The following is a 19,685-nucleotide window of genomic DNA, read 5'->3' as shown; positions in this document are numbered from 1 at the left end:
TATATGGTATGCCAGGGATGATAAAACGCATTGTATTCATATTGCTACTGCAGGTGTTTCTGCTTGGAACAAAGTCTTATGCACAGGATCCGCACTTTTCACAATTCTATGCAGCGCCTACTTTTATGAGTCCGTCACTGGCGGGCTCGACAGGTGGAGTGCGTTTAGTCAGCAATTATCGTAACCAATGGCCGGGTATCAAACAGGCATACCACTCGTATGCCGTTTCAGCCGACATGTATGTAAATAAGTACCGGAGTGGCTTTGGAGCTATTATGGTAACCGATCAGGCCGGTTCTGCTGATTATAATACGACCTACCTTGGCTTACAATATTCCTATCGGATTCAGTTGGGAGAGAATCTACAGTTCATTCCGGGACTCCAATTCACGTTAGGACAGATGAGTTTAAACAGGAATAAACTGATTTTTCCGGATGGCTTGGTAAATGGCGGACAGTCTAGTGGAGATGCTTATTTGGCTGAAACGAAGGCAAATTACCTCGATTTTAATACTTCGCTATTCCTTTATTCCAGAAAGTACTGGATAGGAACAACGGTGGAGCATATGATGCAACCCAGCTATTCCTTTTTGGATGATCAGGCCAGGACGCCGATGAAGATGGTGGTATTTGGAGGAATGAATGTCTGGAGGGAACGAGTCAGTCGTATTGAAGAACCCCGGAGGGCTGCATTTTGCTATCGCTATGAGCGCCAGCACAATTTTAATCAGCTTGATTTTGGTGCTTATTGGTATAGTCGTTCATTGGAGTTCGGTGCCTGGTGGCGGGGAATTCCGGTTTTTAAGAACGAAAATCTGGGAACACACTACCTCGATAACGATGCCATTGTGTTAAGTGCAGCACTGGTGACCGGCTCATTCCGATTTGGCTACAGTTACGATATCCAAACTTCTGACCTGGCCGGCTTTGGTGGTGGTGCCCATGAAATCTCCATCATCATCGAGTTTGGCGATATTTTTGGCTGTGGAGCCAAATACCTCGACTGTTTTACCAAGCGTGCCGGTCTGCATTTCAACAAGGAGCAACCCCGTAACCTGAAGATTTATTATTAGAAAGGAAGTTTGCCTAAATCGACATTTCCTCCCGAAAGAATGATACCAATCTTTTGCCCGTCAGGCTGAATTTTCTTTTCCAGCAATGCGGCCACCGGAACGGCAGAAGAGGGTTCGATAATAATCTTCATCCGTTCCCAAATCATGCGCATGGCTTCCACGATGGCTTCTTCCGAGACCGTGACAATGTCGTCGACAGATTGCTGAATAATAGCAAAATTCATCTCGCCCAGCGAAGTCAGAAGTCCATCAGCAATAGTGTTTGGATTGGTTGAGGGAATGATGTGTCCGGCACGAAATGAGCGGTAAGCATCGTCGGCACCGGCCGGCTCAGCTGCAACAACACGGCAGCCGGGCAATAACGCTTTCGCGGAAAGTGCTGTTCCTGCAAGCAATCCGCCACCACCAACCGGCGTCATTACGATATCCAAATCCCGAACATCTTCAATTAACTCTTTGGCAGCTGTTCCCTGTCCCGAGATTACCCGAAAATTATTGTACGGATGAATTTCAGTAATGCCATGTTCGTCAATGAGCTTCTGGAGGGTTGTTTCCCGTGCTTCAAGGGTGGGAGCGCAGTAAGTAATTTCGGCTCCGTAGCCCGCCACCGCTTTTTTCTTGATGTCGGGAGCAGTGACCGGCATGACAATCCGCGCTTTGATTCCGCGCAAGCGGGAAGCCAAAGCAACCGCTGCTGCATGATTCCCGGATGAATGAGTCCCAACACCGTTCGATGCTTCTTCTTCCGAAAGGGAAAAGACAGCATTACAGGCGCCGCGAAATTTGAAGGCGCCTACTTTCTGGAAGTTTTCACATTTGAAAAACAGTTCTGCACCCAGCAAGCGATTAACACTCTCGCTGGTGAGAACAGGTGTGCGGTGAATGTATAGCTGAATGCGCTCGTGCGCTTCCTTTATGTCGTCAAAAGTTGGAAGAATCATAGCTGAACGGATTTTTCAATAAAAATAGGAATCCATTCCGGTTCTCAAAACGACATTACCGCTACTCTCTCAAATTAATTGCTAATGGAATCGTTGGACATTTTTTCGGCCTTGAATTGCTTGAATAGTTCCCGGATGCGTTGGTCTACTTCCAGGCTGGTGGCACTATAATACAAGTTCATGTTAACATTGCAGTAAACCATGAAATCGTCAAGCGTATCTCCCTCTAGACCGGTAATGTTGTGCACGATGTCGCGGTTGTAAACCAGCTTGAATTTATCCCACTGCTGCTCGGTAATAATGGCCGCCATGGCTTTTCGCTTGCTCTTTTCGCGTTTATTCAGCTTATAGTGAAGAAAAGAGAGTGGCGAAAAAATCGCAGAAGTCCAATGGGGCTTCTTGTTAAAATCATCGCTGCGCAATTCTATCGGCACTTTCGATTTGTTTCCCTGGGGAACACCGTACAAGTCCAGTTTCTGGTTTTTACCGGTTACTTCCACTTCGCCGACGAGGTACCTGATAGGATTCATTTTATAAATGACCACCTGTTTGTTTTTCTTGAGATAATCGGCCACGATGATTTTCATGGTTTTAAAACCCATGGCGTTCACCGTAAGGGTATCGGACGGATCGGCCTGAACGGAGAAAATACCGTTCTTATCGGAAATGGTTCCTCCATGCACACGCTGATTGATAATATGGGCATAAGGAACAATGTCTCCCGATTCTGCATCAATCAGTTTACCGGACACCTGTTTCATGTCTTCCGGAAAGTAGACTTGCGCCTTGACTTGTGATACCGAAATGAGTAATAATGCAAAGAACAAAACGAGTCGTTGCAACGTTCGGATGTATGGATTTTCAGTATGATATATAAATCTTGCCTTGTGCATAATTGCTTCCTGATAGCTTCCCAATCCTGCTTTCCTACTGCGAAGGGAACGTGTTATTTCAAATTGGACATTAACCAATAGATGCAGGCAAGATACAAAACGTTGGTTACGATTTGAAAGTTGCCGAAATCAAATAGGCAGGGAGGTTGGTTTTTTTCCGGAACCGGAATATGTATTTTTGTGATTTAAAACGAATATTATGTGGGATAAGTACATCGAAACGATTGAAGCAGCCTGGGAAGATCGCTCTTTGCTGCAGAAAGAAGATACGCAAAACTGCATCCGTGAGGTAATTGAGATGCTCGACAAGGGTAAGGTTCGGGTAGCCCAAAAAAACGGCAGCGAATGGACAGTTAACCAATGGGTGAAAAAAGCTGTGATCCTCTACTTCCCGATTCAGGGAATGGAAACCATTGAAGTTGGCTCACTGGAGTTCCACGATAAGATTGCCACGAAGAAGAATTATAAGGAATTAGGCGTTCGCGTGGTTCCTCATGCGGTAGCCCGTTATGGTTCATTCCTGTCGAAAGGAGCGATCCTGATGCCATCATACGTGAATATTGGTGCTTGGGTAGGCGAGAACACGATGGTCGATACCTGGGCCACGGTAGGTAGTTGCGCACAGATTGGTTCGAATGTCCATCTTTCCGGAGGTGTGGGCATCGGCGGCGTGTTGGAGCCGGTAGGTGCTACTCCTGTTATCATCGAGGACAATTGCTTCGTCGGTTCGCGTTGTATTGTGGTCGAAGGTGTTCGAGTGGAAGAAGGAGCGGTACTCGGAGCGAACGTGGTGCTGACTAAATCAACCAAAATTTACGACGTAACCGGTGAGGAGGAAGTGGAATATAAAGGTTACATTCCGGCAAATTCGGTAGTTATTCCGGGTACCCGGATGAAAAAATTCCCTGCCGGGGAATATGGAGTTCCCTGTGCACTGATCATCGGTAAACGCAAGCCATCTACCGATTTGAAAACATCGCTCAATGACGCACTCCGTGAGTATGGAGTTTCGGTTTAATATTGAAAATAGGACATTACATGGAATCTGATTTTCGGGAAGATATCCGGCAGGCCCTCGAGGTATTGAAAAAAGGTGGCATCATTCTTTACCCCACCGATACCATCTGGGGAATCGGTTGCGATGCGACCAACGCTGAAGCGGTTGCCCGGGTTAGCGAGTTGAAAAAACGGGAAAGTTCCAGAAGTATGTTGGTGCTGATGGAAAATCCCAATTTGCTGAATTCGTACATTGAGGAAGTGCCGGAAGTTGCCTGGGATTTGATTGACGTAGCGGACAAACCGTTGACGATTGTATATCCGGGAGCCAAAAATCTGGCGAAGAATCTGATTGCCGAAGACGGAAGCATTGGCATCCGAATAACAGAGGAGCCATTTACACAGCAACTGATTCAGCGCTTCCACAAGCCGCTTGTCTCAACCTCGGCAAATATCAGTGGCGAGCCGTCGCCGGCATTCTTCGATGAGGTGGCTCCGGAGATAGTAGAAGGAGTTGATTACGTTGTGCAGTACCGGCAGGATGAGCGGATGCCCTCTTCTCCTTCCAGTGTTATTCGCCTGGGAGTTAGTGGTGAAGTTCAGATACTGCGGAAATAAAAATATTGAGCACAAAAAAAGAGCGGAAAGATTTCTTCCCGCTCTTTTTTTATATCCTTTTCGCTGATTAACGTCCTTTCTTGAATCCACCGGAACCGCTGACATTTGAATCAATCTGCGGATTTCCATCGTAACGGACAGTTCCGGAACCAATCACTCTCACCTTGAGTTGGTCAACGGCATAAACGTCGCAATCGCCCGAGCCGGAAATTTTCACATCCACATTCTTTGCCTTCAGTTCGGACGCTTTGATATCGCCTGAACCGGAGATAGCTGCTTCGAACGAATCGGATGTATCGCTGCCTTCCAGGTAAATATCCCCTGAACCGGAAACAGCGGCAGATACTTTTTCAGCGCTTAAATCTGTCAGTTTGATATCGCCGCTACCGCTGACCGCTAAGTCCAGAATACGCGAAGTAATTTCATCATCCGATAGAATTGAACCAGAACCGGAAACCGAGAGTGCATCGATTTGGGGAATCGTAATGTAAATGTCTATTTTACCAGGATTCCAGCTTTTGAACCACGAGTCAGTGGTACTGAATCGAATCACCAGTTTGCGATCTTTTACTTCGGTTATGAGTTTATTGATGGTGGAAGCCTTGGCTTTAATTTCCACCGACTGGTCATCACCCTGCATGAGATGAACATCGCCGCTCACTCTTAGGGAAATTTCTGTAAATGGCGGGAGTGTGCGTTTATCAGTTTCCTGGGCTTTGGCGCTTATGTTCCAGGCGAAAGCCAGAACAACCATAAGCGAAAAAATCTTTGCTGTCATTGGATCTTTCTTTTTTGATTATATAAGTATTGACGCGTAAGTTGGCCTAAAGTTGCACTTCTTTCGAAAAAATTATTCCAGGTAAAGCTCAATCAAACCTTCCGGGCAAATCAGCTTGAGCTGACGGTTGGCTTCATCCATTTCGGTCAGCACATCATCAGAGAGCGGAATTAATACTTCGTTTTCACGGAAAATAACCGTAATAACCAGGTTTCCGGAATAATCGTCGACGTGTACAACTTTTCCCAACAAGCCATGCTTCTGATCGATTACTTCGTAACCCATCAGCATAGAAGGAGAAGCTTCCTCTTCGGGTTCAATAATTTCATCGGTAAATACAAAAACAGCACATCCGGTAAATTCACGTGCCTGTTCCTGCGAAGTAATTTCGTCGAAATGGATAATGGCGCTGTCGCTACCGCGATAACGAAAGCCGTCTTCACTGATAAAGAAAGGAACTAATCCTCCATCGATTTCAAGGAAAAGATATTCTGCTTCCTCCAGTGTCAGGTCGAATTGTTCTTCGAAATGCATGGTAAAGCTACCATCCAATCCGTGTGTTTTCTGCAAATAACCAATCGATGTACAATCTTCTTTAACGATAGCCCTCATCATTTATTCAAAGTCGTTAGATGTCCGGATAAGTTACACAAAAAAAGCGACGGCCTAAAAGACCATCGCTTTGTATTTCTTTTTCCCAACGTCGAAGTCGGAGCAAAGAAATGAAAACCTTATTCTTCGGTTTTCTCTTCGGCGCTGTCATCAGCAGCAGGCTCTTCCGGAGCAGCTTCTTCTGCTTCTTCCGATGCTTCCTCTGCAGCTTCTTCAGCGTTGGCGGCTTCAGCTTCGGCAGCCATTTCTGCGTTGCGCTTGGCAATCTCTGCAGCGCGGGCTTCGCTAACTTTAGCTTCGGCTTCCAGCCTTGTTTTGTATGCTTCGTCAGATTCAGCAGCTAACCGATCAACTTTAGCCTGGATTTTGGCTTCTTTTTCCTTCATCCATGCTTCAAAACGTTTTTCAGCTTCTGCTTCGTCGAAAGCACCCTTTTTCACACCATCCAACAGGTGTTTCTTCATCAGCACACCGCGGTACGAAAGAATCGCACGAGCAGTATCGGTTGGTTGGGCGCCTTTTTGTAGCCAGTCAAGAGCTTTGTCAAAATCAAGCTCTACTGTAGCAGGATTTGTGTTCGGATTGTAAGAACCAATCCTTTCGATGTATCGACCATCCCGTGGCGCCCTGCTATTTGCTACCACAATGTGGTAGTAAGCATGTCTCTTACGACCATGCCTTGCTAAACGAATCTTTACTGGCATAAGAAATTACAATTAGTATTTGAAAATTTTAAATGCTCGGCAAAGTTACAACAATATTTTAATTCTGAAATACCCGTTCTGTGGTTTTCAAATGATTAGGAGAGAACAAATATCAATCGAGGTTCGACGACCGTTTTGAGAGAATTTCTGATAAAAAACGTAATTTTATTGCAACGTTTTCTCCCGAACATCATCTTATTCAATAGTACAATAGTAAAATCAAATACATATTTATGAAAAGATTGCATGTGTTATTAGGTGTTGGATTGATACTGATGGGATTAGCATCGTGTAATAAGAAGTCCAGGCCGGATTATACAACTACAGTAGATGTATTCTCACAGACGAAAGTATACAATAACGATACCGTCCACGGGATTGTCTATTCTGCGATAACCCTGGCATCGGCAGCCAGTGTTGAGGTACAGACACCCGATGGGCAGACGGTTCCGCTTGACAGTTATGATGGCAGTGGTTATTCTTACTACCTGCAAACTCCTGATTCGGAAATGACTTCAACAGTTCCGGTCCCGGGAACTTACACTTTTTCGGTTAATTTCAGCGATGGGATGACGGCCACGGAAACCAATGATTTGACAAGTGAGTTCCTCTATCCTCCGCATATTACCGCAGCCGAATACCAGGCAGACGCAAGCAGTGTGCATCTGAAGTGGGATAAAGTGGCCAATGCCGATGGTTACCAGGTGAAGGTTTTTAGCGGTGATACGCAGGTGTATAATATTGCACCTTTTGCCGGAGGAACAGGAAAGGATACCGTTGAGTTAAGTATCCCGACGTCTTATGTATCGAACTATGTACCGGGAACGCTGAAATTCGAAGTCATTGCCCTGAAATTTGAAACATCGGCCTATACGAGTATTCAAACCATTTCGACCACCGACAGGGAAATTACGATTAACTAATAATTGTTTAACAGGATATATGAAGGGAGGCCGGTGGGTTCTCCCTTTTTTTATGCGTTGCTTTTTCCAAAGTAGAATTGTTGATATAATTTTGCGGCCCGGTTAAACCATGTTTTTGACAAGGTGTTGAAAAGTAAAATTCATCGGCGGGTAGCAATTTTCTATCTTTAGTCGTGAAAAAACAAGAAGCCGGAAACCTCTTCCGGAAGGAGAACGTATTGAGCAGAGGAATAATAAAAATTACCGTATGATCCCATTTACCCATTTGCACGTCCACAGTCAGTATTCCATATTGGATGGAGCTGCGAGTGTTCCCGATTTAGTTACAAAAGCAAAGAACGATGGTATGAAGGCAGTCGCGCTGACTGACCATGGTTCGATGTTCGGAATGAAAGAATTTCATGCCACGTGTAAAGCAAATGGGGTGAAGCCGATTTTAGGTTGTGAGACCTATGTAGCAGCCCGAAGCCTGGATGACAAATCGGATAAGGTGGACCGCTCGGGAAACCACCTGATTTTGTTAGCCAAGAATGAGAAAGGCTACCGAAATCTGCTGAAACTGGTGTCGATTGCCAATACGCGGGGAATGTACTATAAACCACGTATCGACAAATCGATGCTGGAAAAGTACCACGAAGGGATTATTGTTTCTTCGGCTTGTTTGGGTGGAGAGATACCACAGCTGGTTATGCGTGGTGATATTCCCGGAGCCGAAAAAGCCATCGAGTGGTACAAAAGTGTATTCGGCGATGACTATTACCTGGAGCTTCAGCGGCATCGGACCGACGATCCAAGGATGAAAATGGATGTGTACGACAAGCAGGTAATGGTGAACGAAGTGCTGGTGGGATTAGCCCAAAAGCACAATGTAAAAATCATAGCTGCCAATGATGTGCACTTTACGAACGAAGAAGATGCCGAAGCACACGACTTGTTGATTTGCTTGAATACCGGAAAAGACATTGATGATCCGAACCGGATGCGTTACACCCGACAAGAGTGGTTTAAGACCACTGCTGAGATGAACGAATTGTTTTCCGATGTTCCGGAAGCCTTAGCTAACACGCAGGAAATTGTCGATAAGGTTGAATTTTTCGAGCTTGACTCCAGTCCGATTATGCCGGAATTCCCCATACCTGAATCATTCGGTACGCTCGAAGAGTTCAGGGACAAGTTCAGTGAAGATGAACTGAAAGAAGAATTTGGCGAAGCGTATGACCGGATGGGAGGCTACGACAAAGTAATACGAGTGAAGTTCGAAGCCGATTATCTCAAGCACCTCGTTTACAAAGGAGCCGAATGGCGTTATGGCGAAGCGTTCTCCGGCGATAATAAGGAACGTATCGACTTCGAGCTGGAGACCATTAAAACCATGGGTTTCCCCGGATACTTCCTGATTGTTCAGGACTTCATCAACGCTGCCCGCGAAATGGGCGTGATTGTTGGCCCGGGACGTGGTTCGGCAGCGGGTTCTGCCGTTGCATACTGCACGGGAATTACCAACGTCGACCCAATCAAGTATGATTTGCTGTTCGAACGTTTCCTTAATCCCGACCGTGTATCGATGCCCGATATCGATATCGACTTCGATGATGACGGTCGCCAGCTCGTTTTGGATTGGGTGACGGCGAAGTATGGTCACGATAAGGTGGCACACATCTGTACATTTGGAACCATGGCGGCCAAGCTGGCCTTGCGGGACGTAGCTCGTGTGTTGAAGTTACCGTTGCCCGAAGCCGATCGGTTGGCAAAGATGGTACCTGAAGCGCCGAAGATGACATTGCAGAAAGCCTACAAGGAAAATCCGCAACTGGAGATGGAAAAGCAATCGGAGAACTTGTTGGTTGCCAAAACACTCCGGTTGGCTGAAACGCTGGAAGGTTCGGTCCGGCAAACGGGAGTACATGCCTGTGGTGTCCTTATCGGGAAGAATCCATTGGATGAACACCTTCCGGTAATGCCCACGAAGGAAGAGGAATTGCTGACCACCCAATATGACGGACGGTTCGTGGAAGATATCGGCTTGCTGAAGATGGACTTCCTCGGGCTGAAAACATTGTCGATTATTAAAGAGTGTCTCGATAACATCAAACTTTCGCGAGGCATCGATATTGATATTGACGCGCTGCCGCCGGATGACCAGGAAACTTTTGAATTGTTTGGTCGCGGTGATACAACAGCCATCTTCCAGTTCGAGTCGCCGGGAATGAAAAAATGGTTGCGCAAACTGAAGCCCAACCGGTTTGAAGACCTGGTGGCGATGAATGCCTTGTACCGTCCGGGACCGATGGAGTACATTCCCAATTTCGTTAACCGGAAACATGGTTATGAAGAAATTGTATACGATCATCCGATGATGGAACCTTTCCTGAATGACACGTACGGAATTACGGTCTTCCAGGAGCAGGTGATGTTGCAGTCGCGCGCGTTGGGACAGTTTACCCGGGGTGAATCCGATACCTTGCGAAAAGCCATGGGTAAGAAGAAGTTTGACCTCATGGCCAAACTGAAAGTGAAGTTCCACGATGGCTGTCTGAGCAACGAAAAGTTTGTTGAGGGATGTAAAGAGGTAGGCCAAAAGCCGGAAAAACTGATCGATAAAATCTGGAAGGACTGGGAAGCTTTTGCATCTTACGCTTTCAATAAGTCGCACTCGGTTTGCTACGCTTATATTGCCTATCAAACAGGATATCTCAAAGCGCATTATCCGGCCGAGTTTATGGCTGCGGTGTTGAGTCGTAACCTGTCCAATTCTGATAAGATTTCCATTTTCATGGACGAGTCGAACCACATGGGGCTGCCGGTTCTCGGACCCGATGTGAACGAGTCACGGGCCAAATTCTTCGTGAATAAGAAAGGTGACCTGCGTTTCGGAATGGCCGCGATAAAAGGCGTAGGAAATGCTGCCGTCGATGAAATTATCCGCGAACGCGAAGAAAACGGTGAATTCAAAGATCTATACGATTTCGTGGAACGTGTGAACTTGCAAACGGTTAATAAAAAGAACATTGAATCGCTGGCGATGGCCGGTGCTTTCGATAGTTTCGGTGACATGAAGCGGGCCCAGTTTTTTGCCGAAAACAACGAGGGCGTTTCATTTATCGAGTCACTCGTTCGGTATGGTAGCCGCATGCAGAGTGAGAAACAAAACGCGATGGCTTCGTTATTCGGCGGAGCAAACGCTGTTGAGGTCAAAAAACCGGACATTCCGAATGTTCCTGAATGGCCACGCATTGTTTTGCTTGACAAGGAGAAGAACTTAATCGGAATTTATCTGTCGGCCCATCCGCTCGACGATTATAAACTGGAGATCGAAAGTTTCTGTACGAAAGGTGTCAACCTGGCCCAGTTAAAGGAGAACATCGATGCTTTCCGCAATCGCGATATAACGTTTGCCGGAATGGTAACCGAAGCGCACGAAGGCATTTCGAAAAACGGAAAGCCGTTCTCAACACTGACGTTGACGGATTACAGCGAATCGCACAAGATTTATTTCTTTGGCAACGATTACGTTAACTTCGGAAAATATTGCCGGCAGGGATTGTTCCTGTTGGTGAAGGGGAAGGTTCAGCCAAGGTGGCGCGACAGCAACGACTGGGAATTCAAGGTAAATAAAATTGATTTGCTGAGTGAGTTGCGTGGCCAGGTAAAAAGCGTCATGCTCGAAATTCCGGTCGAAACGGTGACCAATGAATTCCTAAAAGATTTGGGTGATCGATTGAATGGAAACAGTGGAAGCACATTGTTGAAATTCGCCGTTTTCGACGCCAAAAACAATCTTCGTGTTCAGATGTTTTCCCGGAACAAACGCATCGAACTGACTGATGAGTTGGTGGAGTATTTTCAAAATAATCCGGATATTGCGTTTACAATTAATTAATTTGTAACTTTGGGCTTTCCAAAGAAAATTCTAATAACTATAAAAAATATTGACATGGCAATTGAAGTTACTGATGCTAATTTCGAGGAGATTGTATTGCAATCGGATAAACCTGTATTAGTCGATTTCTGGGCTGAATGGTGTGGCCCGTGCCGTATGGTTGGTCCACTGGTGGAAGAGCTGGCCCATGATTATGAAGGGAAAGTGGTAGTTACCAAAATGGATGTGGATAGCAATCCCGGAACGGCGGCTAAATTTGGCATTCGCAATATTCCTACCATCCTTTTCTTTAAAGGTGGTGATGTTGCAGACAAGCAGGTTGGAGCAGTACCGAAAACGATTCTTTCTTCGAAATTAGATGCTCTCTTGTAAGAAAATATTGAGTATACTTACAAGGCATAAGATTTTCTCTTATGCCTTTTTTTATTGCACTTCCGTTGAAAAATCTGTTCGACATAGAAGCCTTTCAGCAGTTCGATAATCTGGAACTGATTGCCCGCGAAGTTGTGGAGGGATTCATTACCGGTTTGCACCGGAGTCCGTTTCATGGTTTCTCGGTAGAGTTTGCAGAACATAGGTTATACAATACGGGCGAATCGACCAAACACATCGATTGGAAGTTATATGCGCGGACGGAGCGTTTATTCGTTAAGCAATACGAAGAAGAGACGAACCTGCGTTGCCAGTTGGTGATCGATACCAGTTCGTCGATGCTATTTCCCTACCGGAGAAGAGGAAAAGAAGTGCTAAAAAGTAAGCTGGCTTTTTCTGTTTACAGTGCGGCGGCCCTGACTTACCTCATGCGAAGACAGCGCGACGCAGTGGGGTTGTCGATGTTCGACGAAGATTTGCACTTTCACAGCGAAGCCCGTTTATCATCCGTCCATTCCGATATGATTTACGGTAAGCTGGCGGAGTTAATCCATACCGGTTCCCCGGAAATAAATCGCGGGACACAGGCGGCCGATGTGTTACACCGGTTGGCTGAGAGCATGCCCAAACGTTCGTTGGTTGTCATTTTTAGTGATATGATTTCGGGTTCTGCACCCGATGATCTTTTTCAGGCATTGCAGCATTTGCGATATAACAAACACGAGGTCATTCTTTTTCATGTGACCGATCACCAGTTGGAGAAAGAGCTGGGTTATAGCAATCGTCCTCATCGCTTTATTGATATTGAAACGGGTGAGCGTATTCATATGAATCCGGCCGAATACCGGAAAATGTACCGGGAAGCGCAGGAACAGGTTTTCATCGAGCTAAAACTAAGGTGCGGACAATTTAATATCGATTTGGTTGAAGCTGACATTCGCGAAGACTTTCACGACGTTTTGTGGTCGTTCCTGGTTAAGCGGAAAAAGCTATTCTGATTCAGAATTATTATCCCGGATGGTCAAAGTGGTCGTAACCGGGTAATGATCGGAATACCCGACTTTTACTCGATTGAAGTTATGCGCTTCAAAGAGACTGCTGTGCAGGATGTAATCAATCCGGAACGAAGGTAGTTGACCGTTATACGAGTTTCCGGTTCCAAATCCCGACTCGACAAAGGCATCTTTCAAATTACCTCTCACTTTCCGGTAAGCGTAAGAAACAGGTGTATCGTTAAAATCACCACAAATAATAACCGGGTAAGGAGACTTTGCAATGTGAGCCGATAAAATCCGTGCCTGGTTAGCCCTGATAACAAATGCTCTTTTCAGTTTTGCTAACACCAGGCGCGTTTCTCTCAGTTTGGGGTCGTTCCCCGTGGTCAACGAATCCACAACGCCGTATTCATTTGGGAGAATACGGTTGGACTGTAAGTGGCAATTATATACTCGTACCGTGTCATTTCCCGGTAGGACAATATCCGAGAAAAGCACCATGTTATACGATTTCTTGAAACGAATTTCTCCCAGGTTGACAATCGGGTAACGTGAAAATGTAAGCGGGCCGGCATACGTGGTGGTGTGCGCTAACTGGTAATAATGAATGGACGGAATGAGATCGCGGATAGAGGAAGGACTCAATTTCCCTCTTTTCAGCAGACGGGTTTCCTGTAAACAGATAATATCCGGTGCTTCTTTTTTTAGGAATTCCACCAGTTCCGGTGAGTTACTCTTCTTCTTACTCAGATCGTACGTGAAGTGATGGACATTGTAGCTGAGTATCTTATAACCGTTTCCTTTAAAATCCTTTGAAGGAAGAAGCTGGTAATAATCGTTGAAATGGTTGATTCCAAGAATGAAGACGAGAAGGGAAAGCCAGATGCGGCGTGGTTTAAACCAAAGCCAGAAGAAGATGAAGATGATGTTGACAAGTAGCAGGTATGGATAAGCCATTCCCAGGAAGGCGGGATACCAGAATCTGTCCGGTGGTATATGCACCGATAGATAAGATATGCCTAATGCCAGGGCAAAAAAGATGTTGACAAAGAATGCTATTTTGAGGATAAAGCTCTTCAAGGTAGCTTTTGGTTATTTTTTATTTCCCATTCGGAACAGTGTTTCCTTTTCTTCTTTGGTCAGACTGTCGTATCCCGATTTACCGATTTTTTCCAGGATTTGGTTGATGTACTCCTGTTGCTCTTTCTTTTTGTTGTTGTACTCGTAGTCGATATTGACGGCTTCGCCGCGATGTTCTACCCGCAGCTTTTTTCGTGGTTTGAACCAGGTGAAGAATTTATCCAGAACCCGCTCGAATCCGCGCGAAACATTACGGCCTTTCACCAGTTGCGACATATAAAGCCAGCCCCACAGTGCTCCGCCGAGATGGGCAAAATCGCCGCCGGCGTTGTTACCGCCCAAGCCGATAATGTACATGATAATGGAAACGACAGCAATCCATTTGATTTTTACCGGCCCGATAAACATCAAGTGAATAACATGATTGGGTACATACACCGAGATGGCTATTACGATAGCAATAACAGCTGCCGATGCACCCAGTAATTCAGAAGGTTTTCCCTGGAAAGGGGGAAGGAAATTGTAAGCAAGCATGTAAACCAAACCACCGGCAACACCACCAATCAAATAGAGGCTAAGTAGTTTGCGCTGATCGTGGTACTCAAGAAAAATACGTCCGAACCAGTAGAGCCAGAGAATATTAAAGAGAATATGAAAAAACTGGAAATGGAGGAACATGTAGGTAATAATCGTCCACGGACGGGTCAAAAAGACATCGAATGAAGAAGGCAGTGAAAGCCAACTCAACACCGGCGTATCTTGTGCTCCGGAAAGAAAAAGGATCACATAAATGAGCCGGATGATGACCCAAACACCAATGTTCAGGTAAATCAACCGTGTCAGATATGAGCCATTCTTAAACGATAATTTTATTTCCTCTAAAATTCCCATTTTCAATCAATAAAAACTGTTGGAGTTCCGGTTCCAGAACTTAATCAGAATAAAGCCAAAAATCATACCACCCAGATGTGCAAAATGTGCCACGTCGCTTCCCGGATTCCGTACACCTAAAAATAACTCAATTAAGCCATAACCAATCACAAAATACTTGGCTTTAATCGGAATTGGCGGAAATAATAACATTAGCTGCGTGTTGGGGAACAACATTCCGAAGGCCAGCAGAACCCCGAAAATGGCTCCCGAGGCACCCAATACCGGTATGTTCATTTTCATTTCGAGCACGCGCTGTACCAGTTGGGTTCCTTGCTGAATATACGCCGGATTATTGGGCTTATCCATCCAATTGTTGATCAGGTCATATACCCAGGGGCTCGCATGCTTCAAATGTTCTTTCACAAATGTGGAGAGAAGTTCGGGCGAAGGCGTATTGATAAACGCTGCGACAGAATCTCTCAGTGATGAAATCTCGATGTAGTTAACCAGTGTATAAAATGCGGCAGCGCCCAGTCCTGTAACGAAATAAAAAATAAGAAAGCGCTTGGGGCCCCAAACCATTTCCAGCACCCGTCCGAACATGTATAATGCGAACATATTAAAGAACAAGTGCATAAAGCCGGCATGCATAAACATGCTTGTAACAAACTGGTAGGGCCTGAAATGCGGTGAAGCCGGGTAATAAAGAGCCAGCTTCTGGGTCAGATCAATACCAAAGCTTTTCAATGCCCAGGTGGCAACCAACATCAATATGTTCAGCATGATGAGGTTTTTCACTACCGGGGGAATTGCGTTATATGAAGGTGGTCTGAATTGTGTCATAAATAATGCTTTGAAATGTTAAAATTAAAAATAACCATTCCTTCGCGGCAAACTGTTATTCTATTTTAACAATTTTTCAAACTCTTCGAGCGAAATGATGGTAATGATCTTTTTTCCCGTTGGGGAATAATTAGGTGTTTTGCAGGCAAACAGGCTGTCAAACAACTCGCCGATTTCCTCGGATTTCAATACCGAGCCATAATTGATGGCTGAAGCCCGTGCCAATGATTGTGCCAGATTTATTTTAATCTCTTCTTTCACATCAACCGGCCGGTTCTTTACATCTTCCAGCAATTTTTCAACCAGCTCCCGCGCATCCAGGTGACTGAGCATGCTGGGAACACCTTCTACGAAGAAAGCCTGCTCATCCGCTTTGCGAATTTCAAATCCCAGTGTTTTCAATTCATCCAGAATACTGTCGAGCACCTCGGCATCGGCAGCGTGAAGTTCTAACCTTGGCGGGAAAAGCTGACGTTGGCTGGTTCCCAGGTTTTTCTCCAAAATAGCCATGAAATGCTCAAACAATACACGCTCATGTGCTCTTCGTTGGTCGATAACCATCAGTCCCGACTTAACAGGCGAAATGATGTATTTGTTTTTTACCTGTAGAAAGTTGAGGTTACGCATCCCGTTTTCCGCCTCGTCATGCAGATTTTGCTGCGACGGTTGTTGAATAACTTCGTCCGTTTCATCGGAAAATATTTCTTCATCCGTTTCCGGGAAATCGTTCGAGCGTTCAAATCCCTGGTACAGCTTATCCCAGCTTTTCAGATTGGGGTCTTTTGTCCAGTTCGGGCTTTGCTGAAACGGGTTGACCGGTGTTTTCTTTTCTTCCTCGAATGGATTATATGCCGGATTTACCTGAATCTCCGGCTCAGGCACAACGGCACCGGGTTGCGGTGCAACGGGAATGTCGATGGCACCTGCCTGGTCGAATTCGATGGACGGCATCACATTGAATTTTCCTAAAGCTTCCCGGATACAGGCGTGAATGATATGCCAGGCCGAGCGTTCATCTTCAAATTTCACTTCCGTTTTGGTCGGGTGAATATTGATATCGATGGTGCCTGGTTCTACTTCGAAATAGAGAAAATAGGCCGGAATGGTTTCAGGCGGAAGAATTTTCTCGTAAGCCTGCATCACCGCTTTATGAAAATAGGGATGACGCATGAATCGTCCGTTCACGAAAAAGAACTGTTCACCCATGGTTTTTCGGGCAAACCGGGGCTGCCCAATATAACCGGAAACCCGAATAATGGTGGTATCAGTCTGAACTGGAACCAGACTTTGATTGATATTCTTGCCGAAAATATTGACAATTCGCTTGCGCTGATTTTCGGAAGGTAAATCGTAAATAACCGAGTCGTTATGAATAAGCGAAAAACTCAGTTCCGGATTGGCCAAAGCAACCCGTTGTATCTCCGTGATGATGTGCTTTAACTCCGTGCTGTTGGCCTTCAGGAATTTCCTGCGGGCCGGCACATTGAAGAAAAGGTTTTTGATAGAGAAGTTGGAACCTTGGGGACAATTGTCCGGTTCCTGCGATTTGACTTCCGAACCAACAATGTGCAGCCGCGTTCCCAGCTCATCCCCTTCCTGCTTAGTACGCAACTCCACATCAGCAACGGCGGCAATCGATGCCAGTGCTTCTCCACGGAATCCCATCGTCCGGATGGAAAACAGGTCGGCCGCCGCTTTTATTTTCGACGTGGCGTGACGCTCGAAAGCAAGCCGGGCATCACTCGGAGACATACCTTTCCCATTGTCGGTTACCTGAATAAGGGTACGGCCGGCATCTTTCAGATTTATTTTTATTTGATTGGCTCCTGCATCAATCGCATTTTCCACCAATTCCTTAACAACCGATGCAGGACGCTGGATAACCTCTCCGGCCGCAATTTGATTAGCAACCGAGTCGGGTAAGAGCTGGATAATGTCTGACACTAAATAATCAGTTTGTTATTTCAACATATAAAAGGCCAGTAAGGCCAGAAGGACTAGAATAACGATCACCCGGATGTTGGATTTCCGTCGCTGTTGTTCGGCAAACCGGCCTCGGCTAAGACCTTGCCGGAATGAACCTTTTATCGACGTTTTGTAATTCTCCGGTGTAACTTTCTCTTTACCCCCTTCTTCCTTAATGCCTAATTCTGCCTTGATACGAGCTTCCCTTTCTGCCATTTCCTCTTTACGGGGATCGTAGAAACGATAGGGCATGCGAAAATCTTTGCTCCGGGGCACATGGAAGAACTTCATTCCCATAACCACAATTTTTGGTTCGAAATACAAAGATAACGGTAATTTTCGTTTCGTCATGAGATGGCAGAACTGTTTGTCCAATAACCAATAAAATAGCTTAATATGAGAAGTGTAGTTGGTTTGGTTTAAGAAAGAAAATTGGTATAGAGTGGCAAAATAGTTAACAAAAAGTAGTAACTTAAATAGAACAAGACCTAAAAATAACCTAACCATGCTCGTGAAAACTTATGGCAGCGCTGTTCATGGAATCGATGCCACCATTATTACCATAGAAACAGATGTCACCATCGGCCTTCGTTTTTTTCTGGTCGGTCTCCCCGACAACGCTGTGAAAGAGAGTCAGCAGCGGATAGAGTCCGCTTTGCGCATGAACGGATTTCAAATTCCCGGCAAAAAAATAGTAATCAACATGGCGCCTGCCGATATCCGGAAGGAAGGATCGGCATACGATTTGCCCATTGCCATGGGAATACTGGCCGCTTCCAATCAAATTAACGATGCTGAATTGGAACAGTACGTGATGATTGGCGAGCTGTCGCTCGATGGCGGACTGCAGCCGGCTAAGGGAATTCTGCCCATAGCTATCAAAGCGCGGGAAGAAGGATTTAAAGGCTTCATTGTGCCAAAAGAAAATGCCCGCGAAGCAGCGGTTGTCGACAATCTGAAAATTTACGGCGTCGAAAACATCAGCGAGGTGATTGCCTTTTTCAACGGGAACGGAACGTTGGAAGAAACCGTGGTGAATACCCGCGAAGAATTTTTCGCCAACATCAACCACAGTGACTTCGATTTCTCGGATGTAAAAGGGCAGGAGAATGTGAAACGCGCATTGGAGATAGCGGCGGCTGGCAGCCATAATCTGCTGATGATAGGCCCGCCCGGTGCCGGAAAGACAATGTTGGCAAAGCGGATTCCGACGGTACTTCCGCCGTTTACACTGAAGGAAGCGCTCGAAACGACTAAGATACACTCCGTTGTTGGAAAGATTGATCAAGAAACTTCCCTGATGACCATGCGGCCTTTCCGATCGCCGCATCACACGATTTCAGATGTCGCGCTTGTTGGCGGAGGGACATTTCCACAACCCGGTGAGATATCGCTGGCACATAATGGCGTTCTTTTTCTCGACGAATTGCCGGAATTCAAGCGTACGGTGTTGGAGGTGATGCGACAACCGCTGGAAGATAGGGTTATTAGTATTTCGCGGGCACGTTTCGCGGTAGAATATCCGGCCAGTTTTATGCTGGTAGCGTCCATGAATCCGTGTCCGTGCGGTTATTATAATCATCCCACCAAGCCATGTGTCTGCGCACCTGGTATGGTCCAAAAATACCTGAACCGGATTTCGGGCCCGTTACTCGATCGCATTGATATTCATCTGGAAGTGGTGCCGGTTCCTTTCAATAAATTGGCGGAATTGCGGCCCGGCGAACCCAGCGAAAAGATTCGGGAACGGGTGATACAGGCACGGAATATCCAGGCCGAACGTTTCCGGGGAACCGAAATATATGCCAACGCACAGATGAGTTCACGGATGCTTCGCAAGTACTGCAACCCGGATGAGGCAGGGAGCCAGTTGCTGAAGAATGCCATGGAAAAGATGGGACTTTCGGCTCGCGCTTACGACCGGATTTTAAAGGTTTCCCGCACCATTGCCGACCTGGAAGGCTCGGAAAATATCCTGGCCGATCACCTGGGCGAAGCTATTCAATATCGGAGCCTCGATAAGGAGAATTGGGGAACTTAGCGACAAATTTGTCTGAAAAGTGTTCGGAACTTATTCGCAACACTCCTTAAAGATGTTTATCTTGAGTCGATATTCCATTTCAAACAAAAGTTTATTCA

Annotated in this window: 18 protein-coding genes; 8 read left to right on the top strand and 10 right to left on the bottom strand. The window is 45.9% G+C overall.

The features are described 5' to 3' along the window. Positions 1 to 8: 8 nt before the first annotated feature. A complete protein-coding gene (locus tag AC060N_RS18920) occupies positions 9 to 1,073 on the top strand; it encodes a PorP/SprF family type IX secretion system membrane protein (RefSeq protein WP_479525080.1) in 1,065 nt (354 codons plus the stop codon). Here AC060N_RS18920 and AC060N_RS18915 read toward each other — a convergent pair. Both AC060N_RS18915 and AC060N_RS18910 read right to left on the bottom strand, forming a co-directional pair. Beyond that, positions 1,070 to 2,014 carry a pyridoxal-phosphate dependent enzyme gene (locus AC060N_RS18915; protein ID WP_479525079.1) on the bottom strand — a complete coding sequence of 315 codons (945 nt, stop codon included), beginning with the start codon at positions 2,012 to 2,014 and terminating at the stop codon, positions 1,070 to 1,072. The genes AC060N_RS18920 and AC060N_RS18915 overlap by 4 nt on opposite strands. Positions 2,015 to 2,088: 74 nt before the next feature. Then, the gene (locus AC060N_RS18910; protein ID WP_479525078.1) at positions 2,089 to 2,907 is read right to left on the bottom strand and encodes a carboxypeptidase-like regulatory domain-containing protein; all 819 of its coding nucleotides are present in this window, start codon (positions 2,905 to 2,907) and stop codon (positions 2,089 to 2,091) included. A gap of 199 nt (positions 2,908 to 3,106) precedes the next feature. Between AC060N_RS18910 and AC060N_RS18905 the strand changes: the two genes are divergently transcribed. Beyond that, on the top strand, positions 3,107 to 3,925 hold the full coding sequence (locus AC060N_RS18905; RefSeq protein ID WP_479525077.1) for a 2,3,4,5-tetrahydropyridine-2,6-dicarboxylate N-succinyltransferase: 819 nt from the start codon (positions 3,107 to 3,109) through the stop codon (positions 3,923 to 3,925). Between the two features lie 20 nt (positions 3,926 to 3,945). Then, positions 3,946 to 4,521, top strand: a complete 576-nt coding sequence (locus AC060N_RS18900; RefSeq protein WP_479525076.1) for an L-threonylcarbamoyladenylate synthase — start codon at positions 3,946 to 3,948, stop codon at positions 4,519 to 4,521. A gap of 67 nt (positions 4,522 to 4,588) precedes the next feature. On the opposite strand, the gene AC060N_RS18895 is transcribed toward AC060N_RS18900, so the two are convergent. The 3 genes from AC060N_RS18895 to AC060N_RS18885 all read right to left on the bottom strand — a co-directional run bounded on the left by AC060N_RS18895 (position 4,589) and on the right by AC060N_RS18885 (position 6,615). Beyond that, positions 4,589 to 5,299 carry a head GIN domain-containing protein gene (locus tag AC060N_RS18895; RefSeq protein ID WP_479525075.1) on the bottom strand — a complete coding sequence of 237 codons (711 nt, stop codon included), beginning with the start codon at positions 5,297 to 5,299 and terminating at the stop codon, positions 4,589 to 4,591. A gap of 72 nt (positions 5,300 to 5,371) precedes the next feature. After that, positions 5,372 to 5,914 carry a ribosome maturation factor RimM gene (rimM, locus tag AC060N_RS18890; protein ID WP_479525074.1) on the bottom strand — a complete coding sequence of 181 codons (543 nt, stop codon included), beginning with the start codon at positions 5,912 to 5,914 and terminating at the stop codon, positions 5,372 to 5,374. A gap of 116 nt (positions 5,915 to 6,030) precedes the next feature. After that, entirely contained in the window at positions 6,031 to 6,615 is a 585-nt protein-coding gene (locus AC060N_RS18885) for a 30S ribosomal protein S16 (RefSeq protein ID WP_479525073.1), read from the bottom strand. 233 nt (positions 6,616 to 6,848) lie between these two features. On the opposite strand from AC060N_RS18885, the gene AC060N_RS18880 reads away from it, so the two are divergent. The 4 genes from AC060N_RS18880 to AC060N_RS18865 all read left to right on the top strand — a co-directional run bounded on the left by AC060N_RS18880 (position 6,849) and on the right by AC060N_RS18865 (position 12,788). Next, positions 6,849 to 7,538: a hypothetical protein gene (locus AC060N_RS18880; protein WP_479525072.1), complete on the top strand. Its 690-nt coding sequence runs from the start codon at positions 6,849 to 6,851 to the stop codon at positions 7,536 to 7,538. Positions 7,539 to 7,785: 247 nt separating this feature from the next. Then, positions 7,786 to 11,418: a DNA polymerase III subunit alpha gene (dnaE, locus tag AC060N_RS18875; RefSeq protein WP_479525071.1), complete on the top strand. Its 3,633-nt coding sequence runs from the start codon at positions 7,786 to 7,788 to the stop codon at positions 11,416 to 11,418. A 54-nt stretch (positions 11,419 to 11,472) separates the two neighbouring features. After that, positions 11,473 to 11,790: a thioredoxin gene (gene trxA / locus AC060N_RS18870; RefSeq protein WP_025863097.1), complete on the top strand. Its 318-nt coding sequence runs from the start codon at positions 11,473 to 11,475 to the stop codon at positions 11,788 to 11,790. A 41-nt stretch (positions 11,791 to 11,831) separates the two neighbouring features. Further along, positions 11,832 to 12,788 carry a DUF58 domain-containing protein gene (locus tag AC060N_RS18865; protein WP_479525070.1) on the top strand — a complete coding sequence of 319 codons (957 nt, stop codon included), beginning with the start codon at positions 11,832 to 11,834 and terminating at the stop codon, positions 12,786 to 12,788. Here the strand turns inward: AC060N_RS18865 and AC060N_RS18860 are convergent. Genes AC060N_RS18860 through AC060N_RS18840 form a run of 5 tightly spaced genes read right to left on the bottom strand, consistent with a single transcriptional unit; the run spans position 12,780 to position 17,843 of the window. Further along, positions 12,780 to 13,865, bottom strand: coding sequence for an endonuclease/exonuclease/phosphatase family protein (locus AC060N_RS18860; RefSeq protein WP_479525069.1), 1,086 nt, complete (start codon positions 13,863 to 13,865; stop codon positions 12,780 to 12,782). The two genes, AC060N_RS18865 and AC060N_RS18860, sit on opposite strands and share 9 nt — an antisense overlap. A 12-nt stretch (positions 13,866 to 13,877) precedes the next feature. Further along, on the bottom strand, positions 13,878 to 14,756 hold the full coding sequence (locus AC060N_RS18855) for a rhomboid family intramembrane serine protease (protein ID WP_153640510.1): 879 nt from the start codon (positions 14,754 to 14,756) through the stop codon (positions 13,878 to 13,880). A gap of 6 nt (positions 14,757 to 14,762) precedes the next feature. Continuing rightward, positions 14,763 to 15,581: a rhomboid family intramembrane serine protease gene (locus tag AC060N_RS18850; protein WP_479525068.1), complete on the bottom strand. Its 819-nt coding sequence runs from the start codon at positions 15,579 to 15,581 to the stop codon at positions 14,763 to 14,765. Positions 15,582 to 15,641: 60 nt separating this feature from the next. Beyond that, positions 15,642 to 17,525 (bottom strand): DNA mismatch repair endonuclease MutL, encoded by a 1,884-nt coding sequence (gene mutL / locus AC060N_RS18845; RefSeq protein WP_479525067.1) that lies wholly within the window; start codon positions 17,523 to 17,525, stop codon positions 15,642 to 15,644. A 15-nt stretch (positions 17,526 to 17,540) separates the two neighbouring features. Further along, on the bottom strand, positions 17,541 to 17,843 hold the full coding sequence (locus AC060N_RS18840) for a hypothetical protein (RefSeq protein ID WP_146141930.1): 303 nt from the start codon (positions 17,841 to 17,843) through the stop codon (positions 17,541 to 17,543). A gap of 208 nt (positions 17,844 to 18,051) precedes the next feature. Here AC060N_RS18840 and AC060N_RS18835 point away from each other — a divergent pair, with 208 nt between their 5' ends. Beyond that, on the top strand, positions 18,052 to 19,587 hold the full coding sequence (locus AC060N_RS18835) for a YifB family Mg chelatase-like AAA ATPase (protein WP_479525066.1): 1,536 nt from the start codon (positions 18,052 to 18,054) through the stop codon (positions 19,585 to 19,587). The last annotated feature ends 98 nt before the right edge of the window (positions 19,588 to 19,685 follow it).

It is taken from the genome of Prolixibacter sp. DSM 2831 (assembly GCF_056493735.1).
Note: the sequence above shows the minus strand (reverse complement) of the source record. Positions and strands in the feature narration are given on the sequence as shown.

What these genes read in the sequence shown, in the direction of transcription:
- AC060N_RS18920 (WP_479525080.1), top strand. Translation starts at nt 9, where the DNA reads ATGCCAGGGATGATAAAACGCATTGTATTCATATTGCTACTGCAGGTG.
- rimM (WP_479525074.1), bottom strand. Translation starts at nt 5,914, where the DNA reads ATGATGAGGGCTATCGTTAAAGAAGATTGTACATCGATTGGTTATTTG.
- AC060N_RS18915 (WP_479525079.1), bottom strand. Translation starts at nt 2,014, where the DNA reads ATGATTCTTCCAACTTTTGACGACATAAAGGAAGCGCACGAGCGCATT.
- AC060N_RS18900 (WP_479525076.1), top strand. Translation starts at nt 3,946, where the DNA reads ATGGAATCTGATTTTCGGGAAGATATCCGGCAGGCCCTCGAGGTATTG.
- AC060N_RS18905 (WP_479525077.1), top strand. Translation starts at nt 3,107, where the DNA reads ATGTGGGATAAGTACATCGAAACGATTGAAGCAGCCTGGGAAGATCGC.
- AC060N_RS18910 (WP_479525078.1), bottom strand. Translation starts at nt 2,907, where the DNA reads ATGCACAAGGCAAGATTTATATATCATACTGAAAATCCATACATCCGA.
- AC060N_RS18835 (WP_479525066.1), top strand. Translation starts at nt 18,052, where the DNA reads ATGCTCGTGAAAACTTATGGCAGCGCTGTTCATGGAATCGATGCCACC.
- AC060N_RS18880 (WP_479525072.1), top strand. Translation starts at nt 6,849, where the DNA reads ATGAAAAGATTGCATGTGTTATTAGGTGTTGGATTGATACTGATGGGA.
- trxA (WP_025863097.1), top strand. Translation starts at nt 11,473, where the DNA reads ATGGCAATTGAAGTTACTGATGCTAATTTCGAGGAGATTGTATTGCAA.
- AC060N_RS18840 (WP_146141930.1), bottom strand. Translation starts at nt 17,843, where the DNA reads ATGGGAATGAAGTTCTTCCATGTGCCCCGGAGCAAAGATTTTCGCATG.
- AC060N_RS18850 (WP_479525068.1), bottom strand. Translation starts at nt 15,581, where the DNA reads ATGACACAATTCAGACCACCTTCATATAACGCAATTCCCCCGGTAGTG.
- dnaE (WP_479525071.1), top strand. Translation starts at nt 7,786, where the DNA reads ATGATCCCATTTACCCATTTGCACGTCCACAGTCAGTATTCCATATTG.
- AC060N_RS18895 (WP_479525075.1), bottom strand. Translation starts at nt 5,299, where the DNA reads ATGACAGCAAAGATTTTTTCGCTTATGGTTGTTCTGGCTTTCGCCTGG.
- AC060N_RS18865 (WP_479525070.1), top strand. Translation starts at nt 11,832, where the DNA reads ATGCCTTTTTTTATTGCACTTCCGTTGAAAAATCTGTTCGACATAGAA.
- AC060N_RS18885 (WP_479525073.1), bottom strand. Translation starts at nt 6,615, where the DNA reads ATGCCAGTAAAGATTCGTTTAGCAAGGCATGGTCGTAAGAGACATGCT.
- AC060N_RS18855 (WP_153640510.1), bottom strand. Translation starts at nt 14,756, where the DNA reads ATGGGAATTTTAGAGGAAATAAAATTATCGTTTAAGAATGGCTCATAT.